Genomic DNA, 17,243 nt, shown 5'->3' with positions numbered 1-17,243 from the left:
CACCCGGTAAGGCGTTACTCTGCCCGTAGCTTAGTCGTCAATGTAAGAATAATGAGTAAGTTACGATGAAAAGAATGTTAATCAACGCAACTCAGCAGGAAGAGTTGCGCGTCGCTCTTGTTGATGGGCAGCGCCTGTACGACCTGGATATCGAAAGCCCCGGGCACGAGCAGAAAAAAGCGAACATCTACAAAGGCAAAATCACTCGTATTGAACCTAGCCTTGAAGCCGCGTTTGTCGATTACGGCGCTGAGCGTCATGGTTTCCTCCCCCTCAAAGAAATTGCCCGCGAATACTTCCCAGCCAATTACAGCGCTCATGGCCGCCCTAACATTAAGGACGTTCTGCGCGAAGGTCAGGAAGTCATTGTTCAGATTGATAAAGAAGAGCGCGGTAATAAAGGCGCCGCGCTGACCACCTTTATCAGCCTGGCAGGCAGCTACCTGGTACTGATGCCGAACAACCCTCGCGCCGGCGGCATTTCGCGCCGTATCGAAGGTGACGATCGTACCGAGCTGAAAGAAGCGCTGGCGAGCCTTCAGCTGCCGGACGGCATGGGTCTTATCGTGCGTACCGCGGGCGTTGGCAAATCCGCTGAAGCGCTGCAGTGGGATCTGAGCTTCCGCCTGAAGCACTGGGAAGCGATTCAGAAAGCCGCTGAGAGCCGCCCTGCTCCGTTCCTGATCCACCAGGAAAGTAACGTTATCGTGCGTGCCTTCCGCGACTATCTGCGCCAGGACATCGGCGAAATCCTGATCGATAATCCGAAAGTGCTTGAGCTGGCGCGCCAGCATATCGCCGCCCTCGGTCGTCCGGATTTCAGCAGCAAAATCAAACTGTACACCGGTGAAATCCCGCTGTTCAGCCACTACCAAATTGAATCCCAGATTGAATCCGCGTTCCAGCGTGAAGTGCGTCTGCCGTCCGGTGGTTCTATCGTTATCGATAGCACCGAAGCGCTGACCGCTATCGACATCAACTCCGCTCGCGCGACCCGCGGCGGCGATATCGAAGAAACGGCGTTCAACACTAACCTCGAAGCGGCTGACGAAATCGCGCGCCAGTTGCGTCTGCGCGACCTTGGCGGCCTGATCGTTATCGACTTCATCGATATGACCCCGGTCCGCCACCAGCGTGCGGTTGAAAACCGCCTGCGTGAAGCCGTCCGCCAGGACCGCGCGCGTATCCAGATCAGCCATATCTCGCGCTTCGGCCTACTGGAGATGTCCCGCCAGCGTCTGAGCCCGTCGCTGGGCGAATCCAGCCACCACGTGTGCCCACGCTGTAGCGGCACCGGTACCGTGCGTGACAACGAATCGCTGTCGCTCTCTATCCTGCGCCTGATTGAAGAAGAAGCGCTGAAAGAGAACACCAAAGAAGTCCACGCGATCGTTCCGGTACCTATCGCTTCTTACCTGCTTAACGAAAAACGTGCCGCAGTCAGCGCGATTGAAACCCGCCAGAGCGACATTCGCGTCATCATCGTCCCTAACGATGAGATGCAAACCCCGCACTACTCCGTACTGCGCGTGCGTAAAGGCGAAGAAACCTCCACGCTGAGCTATTTGCTGCCGAAACTGCACGAAGAAGAGATGGCGATGCCGTCTGACGAAGAACCGGCTGAACGCAAACGCCGCGAAGAGCCAGCGCTGGCTGCTTTCGTGATGCCGGATGCGCCGCCTGCGCCGGTACAGGAAGAAACCGCAGCCGCGCCGGCCGCAGCGAAAGTCGCCGCCGCCTCTGCCGCGAAGACAGCCACGCCTGCCCAGCCCGGTCTGCTGTCCCGCTTCTTCGGCGCGTTGAAAAACATCTTCTCCGGCGCAGAAGAAGCTAAACCGGCTGAAGTCAAAGCCGAGCAAAAAACTGAAGAGAAACCTGAGCGTCAGCAAGAGCGCCGTAAACCGCGTTCTAATAATCGCCGCGATCGGAATGACCGTCGTGAAAACCGCGATAATCGTGACAACCGTGATAATCGTGATAATCGCGGAGAAAACACAGAAGGTCGCGAACCTCGTGAATCACGCGAGGAGAACCGCCGTAATCGTCGTGACAAACAATCACAGAACGCTGAACTGCGCGAATCTCGCCAAAACGCGGGCGATGAGTCTGATAAAGGCAAGTCACGCGATGAGCAACAGCAACCGCGCCGCGAACGCAACCGTCGTCGTAATAATGATGACAAGCGTCAGGCACAGCAGGAAGCGAAAGCTCAGACCCGCGAAGAACCGGTAGTACAGCAGGAAACCGAGCAGGAAGAGCGCGTTCAGAGCATGCCGCGTCGTAAGCCGCGTCAGCTGGCGCAGAAAGTCCGCTTTGAATCAGCAGAAACCGAGCAGGTTGTCGAAGCCGTTGCCGAGCAGCAGGCGGAATCCACTACGCCGCGTACCGAACTGGCAAAAGTCGATCTGCCGGCCGTCGTTGAAACTGCCGCTGAGCAGGATGAAAACGGCGATGCTCGTGAATCTAACGGTATGCCGCGTCGTTCACGTCGCTCTCCGCGCCACCTGCGCGTAAGCGGCCAACGTCGCCGTCGTTACCGCGATGAGCGTTATCCGACCCAGTCGCCGATGCCGCTGGCCGTCGCCTGCGCCTCGCCTGAGCTGGCGTCAGGTAAAGCGTGGATCCGCTATCCGATTGCTCGTACGCAGGATCAGCAGCAGGAAGAGTTACCGGTACAGGAAACCAGCAACGTTGAGCCTATCATTACGCCAGTCGTCGCGGAGACTATCGCTCCGGTTGTCGTTGCGGAAACCGTCGCAGCTGAAACTGTCGCACCGGCAGTGGCCAGCGAACCGACCGCAGAAGCGACCGTAGTTGAAGCTCCGGTCGTCGAAGAAACGGCGGTGGTTGAAGAGACCGCAATTGTTGCGGAAAGCGTTGCGCCGCAGGCAGAAGTCAGTGAGCCAGCAGAGCCGGTAGTCGAAGAAACTGAGACCGCACCTGCTCCAGCTACTGAAGAAACCGTCACTGCGCAGCCAACGATTGCCGAAGAAGAAACCACTGTTGTCGAAGAAACGACCGTTGCCTCCGTTGAAGAAGCCGCGCCGGTTATTGAACCGACGCCGGTCATCAGCACCGCGCCAGTGGTGAAAGCGCAACCGGCGACCACCGCTACTCGCCATGCGACCGCGCCGATGACCCGCGCACCGGCTCCGGAATACGTGCCGGAAGCGCCGCGCCAAAGCGATTGGGTTCGTCCTCCGTTTGCCTTTGAGGGTAAAGGGTCTGCAGGCGGCCATAGCGCCACTCATCAAGCCACGGCGGAAGCTACCCGTCCGCAGCCTGTAGAGTAACGGTGCTCAACGAAAAAACCGGCCAACTGGCCGGTTTTTTTATTTCTTCTCGTCCGGGCGCTGCATCCCCGCCACCTGTGGCATCACTTCGCGCATCAAATCGAGAAACTTGCGTAGCCGCGTCGGATAATAGCGCGCCCAGGGATAAACCAGATGCACCGGCAGCGGCGAAGCCCGCCACTGCGCAAACGGCTCAATCAGCCTGCCTGCCGCAATATCCTCCTCCACCGCCCAACTGGAAACAATTGCCGCCCCCAGCCCCGCCAGGGCGGTGTTACGCGCAACGTAGACGCTATCGGTACTCAGACAAGGGACAATCGGGAAACTCACCAACTGCCCGTCCACCTGATGCTGTAGCGTGACTTCATGCTGATAAAAGGTGCTGATAGCGACCCATGGCAGCGCGGAGAGCGCCTGCGGTTCGCTGAGTTCCGGATGGCGCGCCAATAGCTCAGGCGCAACCACCAGGCTGCGAGGAACCACAGCCAACAGTACCGATACCGTTGATGGATCGACTTCCGCGCCAACGCGGATCGCACAATCAATATTATCGCTAAGAAAATCGACGGTTTTATCATTCAGCATCCACTCAACGGAGAGCTCGGGATATCGCTGCAGAAAACTCACCAGCGGACCCAGCAACTGCTGTTGGCCAAAAGCGTGCGGCGCCCGCACCCGCAGCACGCCAACCGGCCGGTCCTCCTCGATGCGCAAATCATCTTCCAGCGCCAGCCAGCTGTCCACCAGCCGCCGCGCATGTTGATAACAGCGCTCGCCGTCATCGGTCAGTTTCATCGCATGGGTCGTGCGCAGAATAAGCCTCGCGCCAAGTAACGTCTCCAGCGACTGCAAACGTCGGCTGACGGTCGCCTGAGTCGTACTCATCTGCAGAGCCGCCGCCGAGAGCGAACCCGCTTCGACGATGCGAATAAAGGTCCGCATCAGCTCAATCCGATCTATACGCTCTTGTTTCTTCATTTATATTTTGCCTATACGTGCTACGTATAACCGTTTTACCACTACCCTATCTTCCGCGCCAGTCTGCTTCAGGGAACAATAGCGCCAACGCATTTACGAGGGCACTACCATGACACCGCTTCCTTTATCCCCCCGCCAGGCCGGCTGGGTTATTTTTATTCTCGCGCTCGGCGCTGGCTTCAGCGTCGCATCCATCTACTACGCCCAGCCGCTGCTGCCGTTAATCGGCGCCAACCTGCATCTCAGCGTTGAAGGAATGGGGCTGGTGCCCACCCTGACCCAGGCTGGCTATGCATTGGGAATATTATTTCTGCTGCCGCTCGGCGATCGCCACGATCGCCGAACGCTTATCCTGCTGAAAAGCGCCGTGCTGGCGGTACTGTTGCTACTCTGCAGCCTGACCGGTCAGCTTACCTCGCTACTGGTCGTCAGCCTGCTGATTGGCATGGCGGCGACCATGGCGCAGGATATTGTCCCGGCGGCGGCGATTCTGGCGCCGGCGGGCAAACAGGGGAAGATGGTCGGTACGGTGATGACCGGCCTGCTACTGGGGATCCTGCTTTCACGTACCGTCAGCGGGCTGGTCGGCGCGCTATTTGGCTGGCGGGTCATGTACCAGGCTGCGGCAGTCAGTATCGCCTTTATCGGCCTGTTAATGTGGCGTGTTGTGCCGCGTTTTGAGATCCACTCTACCCTCAGTTATCCGCAGTTGCTGAAGTCAATGGCCCATTTGTGGCAGCGCTATCCCGCGCTGCGCCGCGCGGCATTCGCCCAGGGCTTTTTGTCTATCGCCTTTAGCGCGTTCTGGTCGACGCTGGCGGTGATGCTCGCCGAACATTACCAGATGGGTAGCGCGGTCGCCGGCGGCTTCGGTATCGCTGGCGCAGCAGGCGCCCTGGCGGCACCGCTGGCAGGCGGTTTGGCGGATAAAGTTGGCGCGGGGAGAGTCACCCAGCTCGGCGCGGCGTTAGTCACCGTCTCCTTTGCCCTGATGTTGCTACTGCCCGCGTTGCCGGTACACGGCCAACTGGCGCTGATTGCGTTATCGGCTATCGGTTTTGACCTTGGTCTGCAGTCGAGCCTGGTGGCGCATCAAAACCTGGTTTACAGCCTGGAGCCCCAGGCCCGCGGCAGGCTTAACGCCTTGCTATTTACCGTGGTCTTCATCGGAATGGCTCTGGGATCGGTGCTGGGAAGTAAACTGTACGTGCTGGCTGGCTGGAACGGTGTGGTGATTCTGGCGGTGAGCAGCGGCGCGATTGCTCTGATTATCCGCCTGCTGGAAAATGCTCGTCTACAGGCCGCAGAACGCGCCGTGAGATAAAAAAACCCGCTCCGCATAGCGGAACGGGTTAATCAGGCCCGACGTTACGGTGAATTTAAATCGTGCGGCGGGCAAACTCTTTCAGGCGGAAGCCGAGCAGCAGCAAGGTCGCGAAATAGGCGACAACGCCGGCGACCACTACTACCATCAGACGCATCAGGCGGAACGGCATCGTCCCCTGCGACCATTCCGGCATCAGATACATCACGCCGACGAGCGCTGCGGCCATGACCAGCACCGCGATGACCAGACGCAGCATGAAGACGAGCCAGCCCGGCTGCGGCGTGAAGATTTTCTGCTTACGCAGTTGCCAGTAAAGCAGCGCGGCGTTCAGGCAGGCAGCCAGACCAATAGACAGCGACAAGCCGGCATGCTTCAACGGGCCAATAAACGCCAGGTTCATCACCTGGGTCATTATCAGAGTAACAATGGCGATTTTAACCGGCGTCTTGATATCCTGGCGCGAGTAAAAGCCCGGCGCCAGCACCTTCACGACGATAAGCCCCATCAGTCCAACCGAATAAGCCACCAGCGCGCGTTGCGTCATCGCCGCATCAAAAGCGTTAAACTTACCGTACTGGAATAGCGATACCGTCAGCGGCTTAGCGAGAATGCCTAAGGCAACCGCGCTGGGCAAGGCCAGCAGGAAGCACAGACGCAGCCCCCAATCCATCAGTCGGCAGTACTCATCGTGATTGCCGCTGGCGAAACTTTTTGATAACGATGGCAACAGGATGGTGCCCAGCGCCACGCCCAGCACGCCGGAGGGAAACTCCATCAGACGGTCGGCATAATACATCCAGGAGACCGAACCTGAAACCAGGAAGGAAGCGAAAATGGTATTGATAATCAGCGAGATCTGGCTGACAGAGACGCCGAGGATCGCCGGCCCCATCTGCTTAACCACGCGAATCGCCCCGGCATCTTTCAGGTTAACCCGCGGCAGAACCAGCATACCGATTTTTTTCAGATGCGGCAGTTGATACGCCAGTTGCAGGATACCGCCAACCGTGACCGCCCAAGCCATCGCCAGCATTGGCGGATGAAAATAAGGCGCGGCAAACAGGGCAAAACCAATCATGCTGACGTTGAGGAAGGTCGGCGCGAACGCGGGAACCGAGAAGCGGTTCCAGGTGTTAAGGATCGCCCCCACCAGCGACGCCAGCGAAATCAATAAAATATAGGGGAAGGTGATACGCAGCAGCTGGGTGGTTAAGGCAAATTTATCCGGCGTATCGGCAAAGCCCGGAGCGGTTACGGTAATCACCCATGGCGCCGCCAGCATCCCCGCCACCGTGACCAGCGCCAGAACCAGCGTCAACAGCCCGGAAACATAGGAGACGAACACCCGCGTCGCGTCTTCGCCCTGCTTGCTTTTATATTCAGCGAGAATCGGCACAAACGCCTGAGAAAAGGCGCCTTCGGCAAAAATACGCCGCAAGAGGTTTGGCAGTTTGAAGGCCACAAAAAAGGCGTCGGTCGCCATCCCGGCGCCAAAAATACGCGCGACGATAGCATCGCGGGCGAACCCCAGTACGCGCGAGAACATGGTCATCGAGCTGACTGCCGCTAATGATTTTAATAGATTCATTACTGTCTTATTCCACAACCCATGGAGTAAAACGCCCGCAAAAGCGGGCGCTGGAAAGTGGCGATAGTCTACCGGGTTCGCAATGAATTACTACTGTCAGTTGTTACAACCAGTTATTCGCTCATCGCCTCGCGCCAGAGCTTTTCCACGATCCGCTGGGCTAAAAGCGCCTGCTCGCCGGCGGTTTCCGGAACCGTCTGATTTTGCACGCATTCAATGAAGTGCCGCGCGCAGCCGTCGAATCCACGCTGCTCAAGCGTCGTTTGCCAGCCGGGCACCGGGCGCTGCAGGATACCGCTGCCCCGCTCTTCACGCCACTCGCGCATATCGCACACCTCATACAGTCCGCCATCGGTCACCGCTTGCACCCACTCACGCTGGCTTCCCGCGCGACGATGCATACTGGTGGTGATCTGCAGTTGCCCCGCGCTGAAGTGATGCTCGGCGTAGAGCATTTCCCCTTGAGAAGTGGTTTGCAGGACCCCACCGTCCACCCGCGTTTTATCTCCCGCCAGCCACAGCGCGGTATCGACAACATGCAGATAATCATCCAGCAGGGTAAAGCGCAGCTCTTTGCCCACGCTATCGCTACGGTGCTTATCCATGCGCAATGACGCCGCGTCATTGAGATGCGCTTTCAATTCACGATACAACGGCGCAAAGCGGCGATTGAAGCCCACCATTAACGTTAAACGCCGACGTGCCGCCAGTTCAACCAATGATTCGGCTTCGCTGAGCTTGTCCGCCAGCGGCTTATCAACGCAAACATGAACGCCTGCATTCAGCAGATGATGAACCACTTCATAATGTGAAGCGGTTGAGGTATGGACAAATACCGCATCACATTGCGCCGCCAGCGCATCCAGAGAGTCGGCATAGGGCAGACGCCAGGTTTCGCAGATGCGTAACGCTTTCTCTTTTCCTGGCGACCAGGCGGCCTGCAGCGTCCAGCCATCAGCGGCGCCCAGCACCGGCAGCCATGCCTTTTGCGCAATGCCGCCAAGTCCAACCACGCCAACACGTAATTTCGCCGTCACGGTTACTCTCCTAAATGAGCCAGTAGTGAATCAAGGCGTACTTTGAGCTCAGCGACTTCACTTTCCAGCGCCTCAACGCGCGCCTGAAAATCGTCATTCGGCGGCGACACCGCCTCGACCACGGTGATGAGCGAATCCATGTCATCACAAAACAGGTGCATATAGCGGCTTTCGCGTTTACCCGGTTCGCGCGGAAGGCGCGCGACGTAAGGACCGTCTTCACGACTGGCCAAATTGTCGAGCGTGCTTTCCACCTCGGCCATGTCGCGGAATTCATACATCCGCTGCGCGCGGCTACGCAGCTCGCCTGGCGTTTGCGCACCGCGCAGCAGCAGCGTCGTGACAATGGCGACTTCCGCCGCCGTTAATTTGAGATCGCCAAATTCCGAATTGCAGAAGCGCTGTTCATATTTGGTCACCCGGTTGCCAAAACCGCTTACCGTACGCAGGTAGTGGCGTTTGACCAGCTCATCCAGCAAATCCTGGACGTCGCTTTCCGCCAGCGACATTACCGGCTCACGGTTGGTTTTCTGGTTACAGGCGGTAACCACAGCATTCACTGATAGCGGATATTGTTCCGGCGTGGTCACCTGCTTCTCCAGCAGGCAACCAATGATGCGCGCTTCATGCGCGGTTAGCTGATATTTCATGTTTTCTCCTTAGCGCCCTGGTGTCCAGTCAGTGGCCGTTAACGCCGTCAATACGTGGTCTCGCCATTGCCCATCAATGAGGAGGTAGTCCTTTGCGTAACCCTCTTTTTCGAACCCGAGCCGGGCAAGCAGATCGCCGCTGCGTTTGTTATGCGGCATATAGTTGGCCATGATACGGTGAATATGCTGCGTACGTTGCATATAGCGAATCGCCGCGGTCAGCGCTTCAAACATCAGCCCCTGCCCTTGCCACTTTTCACCAATGGAATAGCCGAGATAACAGGCATGAAATGAACCACGCACCACATTTGAGAAATTCGCTACGCCAATAATCTCTTTCTCATCAGGATCGAGTAGCGCGAAATAAAAGGCCGAACCCTGTTTATGAAACTCCGTAATCATCGATAATCGTGCCTGCCAGCCGGAAGGATAACAGTGGCTTTCATCGCGCACCGGCTCCCAGGGTTTCAGGAACCCCTTGTTTTCCGCGTAATAATCGGCCAGACGCCAGGCGTCACGATCGTGAACCAGCCGCACCACCAGCCGGTCCGTCGTCAAACGCACCTTGGGTACGTTACTGCGATAGCCAAACATTCCTCACTCCTGTTCCCTGCCCCAAACTAATATCTTTCACTATACCTTCCCTGAGTGAAGGTGGGAAAACAGCAACATACCATTTTCTGCACCATCTCCATTTTTCGATGAATAGGCTCAATCGATCTTGCTTTTTGATAAAAAAATATTGTCGCCAGTATGCTGGGAAAATAACCGCCGCCCCCGCAGAATATCTAAGCTTATCTTTCTTTTTCCCTGGAGGGGAAATGTCCCGCGTATCGCAGGCAAGGAGCCTGGGTAAATATTTCCTGTTAGTCGATAACATGCTGGTTGTGCTCGGCTTTTTTGTCGTATTCCCACTGATATCGATCCGTTTTGTCGACCAAATGGGTTGGGCGGCGCTGATGGTCGGTATCGCCCTCGGTCTACGTCAGCTGGTGCAACAAGGTTTAGGCATCTTCGGTGGGGCGATTGCCGATCGTTTCGGCGCCAAACCGATGATCGTCACCGGCATGCTGATGCGCGCCGGCGGTTTCGCGGCGATGGCCGTCGCCCATGAGCCCTGGGTGCTCTGGCTCTCATGCATTTTGTCTGGTCTCGGCGGCACCCTGTTCGACCCGCCGCGAGCGGCGCTGGTGGTCAAACTGGTGCGCCCGCATCAACGTGGTCGTTTCTTCTCTATCCTGATGATGCAGGATAGCGCCGGCGCGGTCATCGGCGCCCTTCTCGGCAGTTGGCTATTACAGTACGATTTCCGTCTGGTGTGCAGCGCAGGGGCAGCGCTCTTTATTGCCTGTGCCGCATTTAACGCCTGGTATCTGCCGGCATGGAAACTCTCGACGGTCAAAACACCGATCCGCGAAGGACTGGGGCTGGTGTTACGCGATAAGCGCTTTGTCACTTACGTGTTGACCCTGACCGGTTACTACATGCTGGCCGTGCAGGTGATGCTCATGCTGCCGATTATGGTTAACGATATTGCGGGTTCTCCGGCGGCGGTGAAATGGATGTATGCCATCGAGGCAACAATCTCCCTGACGCTGCTGTATCCCATCGCCCGTTGGAGCGAGAAACGTTTTCGCCTCGAGCATCGTCTGATGGCGGGTTTGCTGGTGATGACGGCGGCGATGCTGCCGATTGGCTTAACCAGCACGCTACAGCAGCTGTTTACCTTAATCTGTATTTTCTATATCGGCTCGATCATTGCCGAACCTGCGCGCGAAACGCTGGGCGCTTCACTGGCTGATGCCCGCGCTCGCGGCAGCTATATGGGTTTCAGCCGCCTTGGTCTGGCATTTGGCGGCGCGCTGGGGTATGCCGGCGGCGGCTGGCTGTTTGATGCAGGTAAAGTGCTTAATCAACCTGAACTACCGTGGCTGATGCTGGGCATTATCGGCTTTGCAACTTTCATTGCGCTATGGTGGCAGTTTAGCCAGAAACGGTCGGCTTCCGGCATGCTGGAACCGCGCACCTGACAATCAGCCAAAGTGGTAATCCTTTTTTTCAGCATTTTCCGCTAGTACAAGCGGGGCTAGCAGACCATGCTGCTTTGTGTCAGGATTAGCTATGGCATGACGTTAAGGAACCCAATGAAAAAGATGTTGATCGCGGCCGCGCTGATTGTCAGCGGCCTTCTGAGCGGATGTAACCAGCTTACGCAATACTCCGTTAGCGAGCAGGAGATTAACCAGGCGCTGCAGAAACGTAATCACTTCGCTAAAGATATCGGCCTGCCTGGCGTAGCGGATGCGCACATTGAGCTGCAAAACCTGACCAGCGCCATTGGTCGTGAAGAGCCGAACAAGGTGTCGTTGAGCGGAACCGCTAATCTGGATCTGAATTCGCTGTTTGGAAATCAGAAAGCGACCATCGACCTGAAGCTCAAAGCGCTGCCGGTGTTCAATAAAGAGCAAGGCGCGATTTATCTGCGTGAAATGGAAGTCGTCGATGCGAAAGTTAAGCCGGAAAAGCTCACCTCCGTGGTACAGACGCTGATCCCTTATCTGAATCAGTCGCTGCGCAGCTATTTCAATCAGCAACCAGCCTACGTTCTGCGTGAAGATGCCAGCACCGGTGAAGCCTTAGCGAAGAAATACGCTAAAGGCATTGAAGTGAAACCGGGCGAGATAATCATCCCCTTCACTGATTAAACAATAAGGGCGCTGAATATGGCGCCCTTAATTTTTTACGGAAATGAGTGCAAAGGAAAACGTTTACGCTTATCCTTAGTGCCCGGCAAAAAACAGCCCTGATGACTGAACCAATTAGCCGGAGCCTTCCATGACAGCACAACCCCAGGTATTGAAAATCCGCCGCCCTGACGACTGGCATATCCATCTACGCGATGATGATATGTTGAAAACCGTCGTGCCTTACACCAGTGAGTTTTATGGCCGGGCGATCGTGATGCCGAATCTGGTACCGCCGGTAACGACCGTCGCTGCTGCTATTGCTTACCGCCAGCGCATCATCGATGCGATTCCCGCCGGGCATGATTTCACTCCGCTGATGACCTGCTACCTGACCGACACGCTCGACCCGGACGAACTGGAGCGCGGTTTCCATGAAGGCGTGTTCACCGCAGCCAAGCTCTACCCGGCAAACGCCACCACCAACTCCAGTCACGGCGTGACCAGCACCGATGCCATTATGCCGGTGCTGGAACGGATGGAAAAACTGGGCATGCCGCTACTGGTGCACGGCGAAGTTACCCATGCTGATATCGATATCTTCGATCGCGAAGCGCGCTTTATCGAGACAGTGATGGAACCGCTGCGCAAACGGCTGCAGGGGTTAAAAGTGGTCTTCGAACATATCACCACCAAAGATGCCGCTGAATACGTGCGCGACGGCAACGAACTGCTGGCCGCCACCATCACGCCGCAGCATCTGATGTTTAACCGCAACCATATGCTCGTTGGCGGTATTCGCCCGCATCTATATTGCCTGCCGATCCTCAAGCGCAATATCCACCAGCAGGCGCTGCGTGAACTGGTCGCCAGCGGGTTCAGTCGCACGTTCCTCGGCACCGACTCCGCTCCGCATGCACGCCACCGTAAAGAGGCCAGTTGCGGCTGCGCGGGCTGTTTCAATGCCCCGACCGCGCTTGGTAGTTACGCCACCGTCTTTGAAGAGATGAATGCGCTGGAATATTTTGAGGCTTTCTGCTCGTTGAATGGCCCGCGTTTCTACGGCCTGCCGGTGAATGAAAGCTACGTTGAACTGGTACGCGAAGAGAGTACCGTCGCCGAAAGCATCGCCCTTCCTGGCGATACGCTGATACCGTTCCTGGCTGGCGAAACCGTGCGCTGGACGATGAAAAAATAAAGTTTTTTGCCCCCTGTTGTAAATGTGCAAGCGTTACTGTATAAATAAACAGTATATTACCCAGGGGGCCATTATGCGCATCGAAGTGTCAATTGCCAAAACCACAGCCTTACCCAACGGCGCGCTGGAAGCGCTGAATAACGAACTCGCTAAGCGTATCGCTCACTATTACCCTGAACGTGAAAACCAGGTCACGGTACGTTATGCCGCCGGCAATAATTTATCTGTCATCGGTGGCCTGAAAGAAGACAAAGACCGGATTAGCGAAATCCTGCAGGAAACCTGGGAAAGCGCCGACGACTGGTTTATCCACGACTAAGCCTCCAGGTCTGCTTACGCAAAATCAATTTGCTCCCTCATTGTGCTTTTTTTTGCCGGGTCGCCCCGGCTTTTTTATCTCCGCTTATAACTAAGACTTTCCTTAATATCCTGATAAATTCCTTAAAAAATAATGAGACCCAGGACGAAACTCGCGCAAAAAACCGCCAATCAGCGCAAAATTTGTCGCTATTTATTTATTTTCTCGAGTTTGTACTTAACTGCTGATATAATTAACCTGCTTCAGAAAACAAGCATTAAACCTCGAGAATTGTTGTCTTTTAACATATGAATAAGGGGTTATGATGGAAAAGAATAATGAAGTCATCCAGACCCATCCCCTCGTCGGATGGGACATCAGCACCGTTGATAGCTACGATGCGCTGATGTTGCGCCTGCACTACCAAAACCCCACCCAAGAAAGCGATAAAGAAGCAGAAATTGGCCAGACGCTATGGCTAACGACGGACGTCGCACGTCAGTTTATTTCTATTCTGGAAGCAGGAATAGCGAAGATAGAATCTGGCGATTACCAGGCAAATGAGTATCGCAGACATTAGCATCACCGATGATGTCTAAATATTCACTGAACAGGCACCTGCGGGTGCCTGAATTATTTTTCGCGCTTGTACATCCGGCAGATGTTAATTACCCTGCTAATAAAACAATAACCCGGAACTCACCATGCAATACGACCTCATCATTATCGGTAGCGGCTCCGTTGGCGCTGCCGCTGGCTATTACGCCCGTCGCGCCGGTCTGAATGTCCTGATGACCGATGCCCACAAACCGCCGCATCAGGAAGGCAGCCACCATGGCAACACGCGTCTGATTCGTCACGCTTATGGCGAGGGCGAAAAATACGTACCGTTGGTGCTACGTGCCCAGCAGCTATGGGACGAATTCGCGCAAGACAGCGGCGAGGCCGTATTCGAAAAAACCGGCGTCATTAACCTGGGCCCGGCCAGCTCCGATTTTCTCAATAACGTGGCCCACAGCGCGCGTCAGTTTAAGCTTAACGTAGAGGAACTGGACGCTGAAGCTGTCATGAAGCGTTGGCCGGAGATTCGTATCCCACAAGATTATCGGGCAATTTTTGAGCCGGCTTCCGGCGTGTTACGCAGCGAACTGGCGGTTGAAACCTGGATCCGGCTGGCGCGTGAGGCGGGTTGTGCCCAGCTCTTCAACTGTCCGGTGACCGCGATCCATCATCATGCCGATGGCGTGACCATCGATACCGCTGACGGCAGTTACAATGGCAAAAAACTGCTGATCAGCGCCGGAACCTGGGTAACGAAATTATTGCCGGAACTGCCCATTCAACCGGTACGTAAAGTCTTCGCCTGGTTCCAGGCCGATGGTCGCTATAGCACGAAAAATAACTTCCCTGCTTTCACCGGCGAACTACCGAATGGCGATCAGTATTATGGCTTCCCGGCGGAAGACAACGAATTGAAGATCGGCAAACACAATGGCGGCCAGCTGATTTCCAAACCGGGCGAGCGGAAACCGTTTGGCGCTGTCGCCAGCGATGGGTCTGAGTCGTTCAACTTCCTGCGCAACGTGCTGCCCGGAATTGGCGGCTGCCTGCACGGCGCCTCCTGTACGTACGATAATACGGTAGATGAAGATTTCATCATTGATACCCTTCCCGGTCACGACAACACATTACTCATTACCGGTTTAAGCGGTCACGGTTTCAAATTTGCCCCGGTACTTGGCGAAATTGCGACGCAATTTGCGCAAGGTGAAACGACGGAGTTTGATTTGACTCCCTTCTCGCTAGCGCGATTTTCACAATAATAGCCAGCCATAAAACGAAACGGCCTCAATGGAGGCCGTTTATTGATTGAGAACGTTTATGCGTCGCCTGTATCACTGGTTAGTCAACAATGTGCGCGAGCACTTTATGATTTATCTCGCGCTGTGGCTGCTGCTAGCAGTAATCGACCTCATCTGGTTATGGTTTTACTGACGGGTCGGGATCCGGGATACCTAATTTGGTATTAAGACGACCACGGGATTTATTGAAAATCTTATTGCCATTCTCTCGCCCCGCCCGCAGTTTGCGCTGCTCCTCTTCCGGTAGTTTATGCTCTTCCATACAGGCTTCGCTGCAGCAACCGGCAAATTTCTCGGCACAAGCCGGGCACTGAATAAACAGCAAATGGCAGCCGTCGTTCAGGCAATTGGTGTGGCTGTCGCATGGTGCGCCGCATTGATGGCAGTGGGCAATCACATCATCAGAAATACGCTCGCCCATTCTTTCGTCAAAGACAAAGTTCTTACCAATAAAGCGTACCGGCAATCCCTGTTCACGGGCGCGGCGCGCATACTCGATAATCCCGCCTTCGATGTGCCACACCTTATTGAAACCGCTATGCTTCATCCAGGCGCTGGCTTTCTCACAGCGAATACCGCCGGTACAGTACATGACAATCTTCTTGTCTTTGTACTCCTGCATCATCTCAACCGCTTTCGGCAATTGATCGCGGAAGGTATCCGCCGGAATTTCCATCGCGTTCTCAAAATGACCGACTTCGTACTCATAATGGTTACGCATATCGATGAATACCGCGTCCGGATCGTCCAGCATCGCGTTCACTTCCGCCGCTTTCAGATACTCGCCCACATCAGAGGGATCAAAGGTTGGGTCATCAATACCGTCGGCCACAATGCGGTCGCGGACCTTGAGGCGCAGGACCCAAAAGGATTTACCGTCATCATCCAGCGCGATGTTCAGACGTAACCCCTTTAGCGCCGGATCGAAGCTATCGAGAAATTCACGCAGCGCTGCGACCTTGCTTTCCGGCACGCTGATCTGCGCATTGATACCTTCATGGGCCAGATAGATGCGGCCAAAGACGTTCAGCTTAGTCAACGCCAGCCACAGAGCGTCGCGGGTCGCTTTCGGGTCAACGATAGTGAAATATTTATAGAACGAGATCGTCGTGCGCGGCTCGGTCTCAGCCAGCATCTGCGCCTTTAACGTCTCATTTGAAATGCGGTTGTGTAACACTGGCATGGTGTACCTGCTCGACATAGGAAATGAGTAAAATAAACGGCGGGCATCATATAGCAAACACCGTTAATTTACATCCCTACATTTTACGCTACATTTCATCCACGCGGTTTTCAGCCGTTAACAATCGGCTTCAGCCGGAGACTGCTTTTGGCGGTAGCGGAAAAAAATGCGATAATAGAACGCGTTGTTTAATCAGACAGGTATGAAATGACCCATTTACCGAAATTTTCCGCCGCGCTGCTCCATCCGCGCTACTGGCTGCTTTGGCTGGGCATAGGCCTGTTGTGGTTAGTTGTCCAACTCCCTTATCCGGTTATCTACCGTCTCGGTAATGCCATTGGTCGTCTGGCGATGCGTTTTATGAAACGCCGCGCAAAAATCGCTTATCGTAATCTTGAGCTCTGCTTTCCTGAGAAGAGCGAGCAGGAGCGTCATCAACTGGTAGTTCAAAACTTCGAGTCAGTCGGCATGGGCCTGATGGAAACCGGGATGGCATGGTTCTGGCCAACCCGACGCATTGCGCGCTGGACAGACACCATCGGCTTTGAACATGTCCGCGACGTGCAGGCACAAAACCGCGGCATCCTGCTGATTGGCATTCATTTCCTGACGCTGGAAATGGGTGCGCGCATGTTCGGCATGAATCAACCCGGTATCGGCGTCTATCGCCCGAATGACAACCCGGTTATCGACTGGCTGCAGACCTGGGGCCGCCTGCGTTCCAACAAAGATATGCTTGACCGTAAAGATCTCAAAGGCATGATCCGCGCGCTGAAAAAAGGCGAAGTGGTCTGGTATGCCCCGGACCATGACTACGGCCCGACCGCCAGCGTCTTCGCCCCCCTGTTCGCCGTCGAGCAGGCCGCCACCACTTCCGGGACCTGGATGCTGGCGAAAATGTCTAAAGCGTGCATTGTGCCATTCGTCCCACGGCGCAAACCGAATGGCAAAGGCTATGAGCTCATCATGCTGCCGCCGGAATGCGATCCGCCTCTGGAAAACGCAGAAACTACCGCCGCGTGGATGAACAAAATCGTCGAACAGTGCATTTTGATGGCGCCAGAGCAATATATGTGGCTGCATCGCCGCTTTAAAACCCGTCCGGAAGGCGTGCCTTCGCGCTACTGATTGACTCACTATCCGGG

General features: G+C 55.6%; 16 protein-coding genes. 10 read left to right on the top strand and 6 right to left on the bottom strand.

Going from position 1 to position 17,243, the window contains the following annotated elements:
- The first annotated feature begins 65 nt into the window (after positions 1-65).
- Positions 66-3,293, top strand: a complete 3,228-nt coding sequence (gene rne / locus ABLV07_RS17965) for a ribonuclease E (RefSeq protein ID WP_063443652.1) — start codon at positions 66-68, stop codon at positions 3,291-3,293.
- Between the two features lie 39 nt (positions 3,294-3,332).
- Here the strand turns inward: rne and ABLV07_RS17960 are convergent, their stop codons facing one another.
- Complete coding sequence (locus ABLV07_RS17960) at positions 3,333-4,271, bottom strand: LysR family transcriptional regulator (RefSeq protein ID WP_015367198.1); 939 nt, start codon at positions 4,269-4,271, stop codon at positions 3,333-3,335.
- A 109-nt stretch (positions 4,272-4,380) separates the two neighbouring features.
- Here ABLV07_RS17960 and ABLV07_RS17955 point away from each other — a divergent pair, with 109 nt between their 5' ends.
- The gene (locus ABLV07_RS17955) at positions 4,381-5,595 is read left to right on the top strand and encodes an MFS transporter (RefSeq protein WP_015705033.1); all 1,215 of its coding nucleotides are present in this window, start codon (positions 4,381-4,383) and stop codon (positions 5,593-5,595) included.
- Positions 5,596-5,650: 55 nt separating this feature from the next.
- Here the strand turns inward: ABLV07_RS17955 and murJ are convergent, their stop codons facing one another.
- The 4 genes from murJ to rimJ form a co-directional block, all read right to left on the bottom strand.
- Entirely contained in the window at positions 5,651-7,186 is a 1,536-nt protein-coding gene (gene murJ / locus ABLV07_RS17950; protein WP_047063658.1) for a murein biosynthesis integral membrane protein MurJ, read from the bottom strand.
- Positions 7,187-7,299: 113 nt separating this feature from the next.
- Positions 7,300-8,223, bottom strand: coding sequence for a Gfo/Idh/MocA family oxidoreductase (locus tag ABLV07_RS17945; protein WP_015705032.1), 924 nt, complete (start codon positions 8,221-8,223; stop codon positions 7,300-7,302).
- Positions 8,224-8,225: 2 nt separating this feature from the next.
- A complete protein-coding gene (locus ABLV07_RS17940; protein WP_151585159.1) occupies positions 8,226-8,873 on the bottom strand; it encodes a YceH family protein in 648 nt (215 codons plus the stop codon).
- A 9-nt stretch (positions 8,874-8,882) separates the two neighbouring features.
- Entirely contained in the window at positions 8,883-9,467 is a 585-nt protein-coding gene (gene rimJ, locus ABLV07_RS17935) for a ribosomal protein S5-alanine N-acetyltransferase (protein ID WP_015367203.1), read from the bottom strand.
- 227 nt (positions 9,468-9,694) lie between these two features.
- Between rimJ and mdtH the strand changes: the two genes are divergently transcribed.
- From mdtH to ABLV07_RS17900, 7 genes are all read left to right on the top strand, one after another.
- Complete coding sequence (gene mdtH, locus ABLV07_RS17930) at positions 9,695-10,903, top strand: multidrug efflux MFS transporter MdtH (protein ID WP_015367204.1); 1,209 nt, start codon at positions 9,695-9,697, stop codon at positions 10,901-10,903.
- Between the two features lie 114 nt (positions 10,904-11,017).
- Positions 11,018-11,578, top strand: a complete 561-nt coding sequence (locus ABLV07_RS17925) for a lipoprotein (protein WP_015705031.1) — start codon at positions 11,018-11,020, stop codon at positions 11,576-11,578.
- Positions 11,579-11,708: 130 nt separating this feature from the next.
- Positions 11,709-12,755 (top strand): dihydroorotase, encoded by a 1,047-nt coding sequence (pyrC, locus tag ABLV07_RS17920; RefSeq protein WP_087877324.1) that lies wholly within the window; start codon positions 11,709-11,711, stop codon positions 12,753-12,755.
- A 73-nt stretch (positions 12,756-12,828) separates the two neighbouring features.
- On the top strand, positions 12,829-13,074 hold the full coding sequence (gene dinI, locus ABLV07_RS17915; RefSeq protein WP_015367207.1) for a DNA damage-inducible protein I: 246 nt from the start codon (positions 12,829-12,831) through the stop codon (positions 13,072-13,074).
- Between the two features lie 304 nt (positions 13,075-13,378).
- A complete protein-coding gene (bssS, locus tag ABLV07_RS17910) occupies positions 13,379-13,633 on the top strand; it encodes a biofilm formation regulator BssS (RefSeq protein ID WP_015367208.1) in 255 nt (84 codons plus the stop codon).
- Positions 13,634-13,757: 124 nt separating this feature from the next.
- Positions 13,758-14,876, top strand: a complete 1,119-nt coding sequence (solA, locus tag ABLV07_RS17905) for an N-methyl-L-tryptophan oxidase (RefSeq protein WP_087877325.1) — start codon at positions 13,758-13,760, stop codon at positions 14,874-14,876.
- Positions 14,877-14,934: 58 nt separating this feature from the next.
- On the top strand, positions 14,935-15,048 hold the full coding sequence (locus tag ABLV07_RS17900) for a YceO family protein (RefSeq protein ID WP_015367210.1): 114 nt from the start codon (positions 14,935-14,937) through the stop codon (positions 15,046-15,048).
- On the opposite strand, the gene ABLV07_RS17895 is transcribed toward ABLV07_RS17900, so the two are convergent.
- Positions 15,034-16,098 (bottom strand): rhodanese-related sulfurtransferase, encoded by a 1,065-nt coding sequence (locus ABLV07_RS17895; RefSeq protein WP_015705028.1) that lies wholly within the window; start codon positions 16,096-16,098, stop codon positions 15,034-15,036. The genes ABLV07_RS17900 and ABLV07_RS17895 overlap by 15 nt on opposite strands.
- A 207-nt stretch (positions 16,099-16,305) precedes the next feature.
- On the opposite strand from ABLV07_RS17895, the gene ABLV07_RS17890 reads away from it, so the two are divergent.
- Entirely contained in the window at positions 16,306-17,226 is a 921-nt protein-coding gene (locus ABLV07_RS17890) for a Kdo(2)-lipid IV(A) acyltransferase (RefSeq protein ID WP_325923065.1), read from the top strand.
- Positions 17,227-17,243: the final 17 nt, after the last annotated feature.

The sequence above is a fragment of the Klebsiella sp. CN_Kp097 genome, assembly GCF_040064495.1.
GTDB lineage: Bacteria > Pseudomonadota > Gammaproteobacteria > Enterobacterales > Enterobacteriaceae > Klebsiella > Klebsiella aerogenes.
Note: the sequence above shows the minus strand (reverse complement) of the source record. Positions and strands in the feature narration are given on the sequence as shown.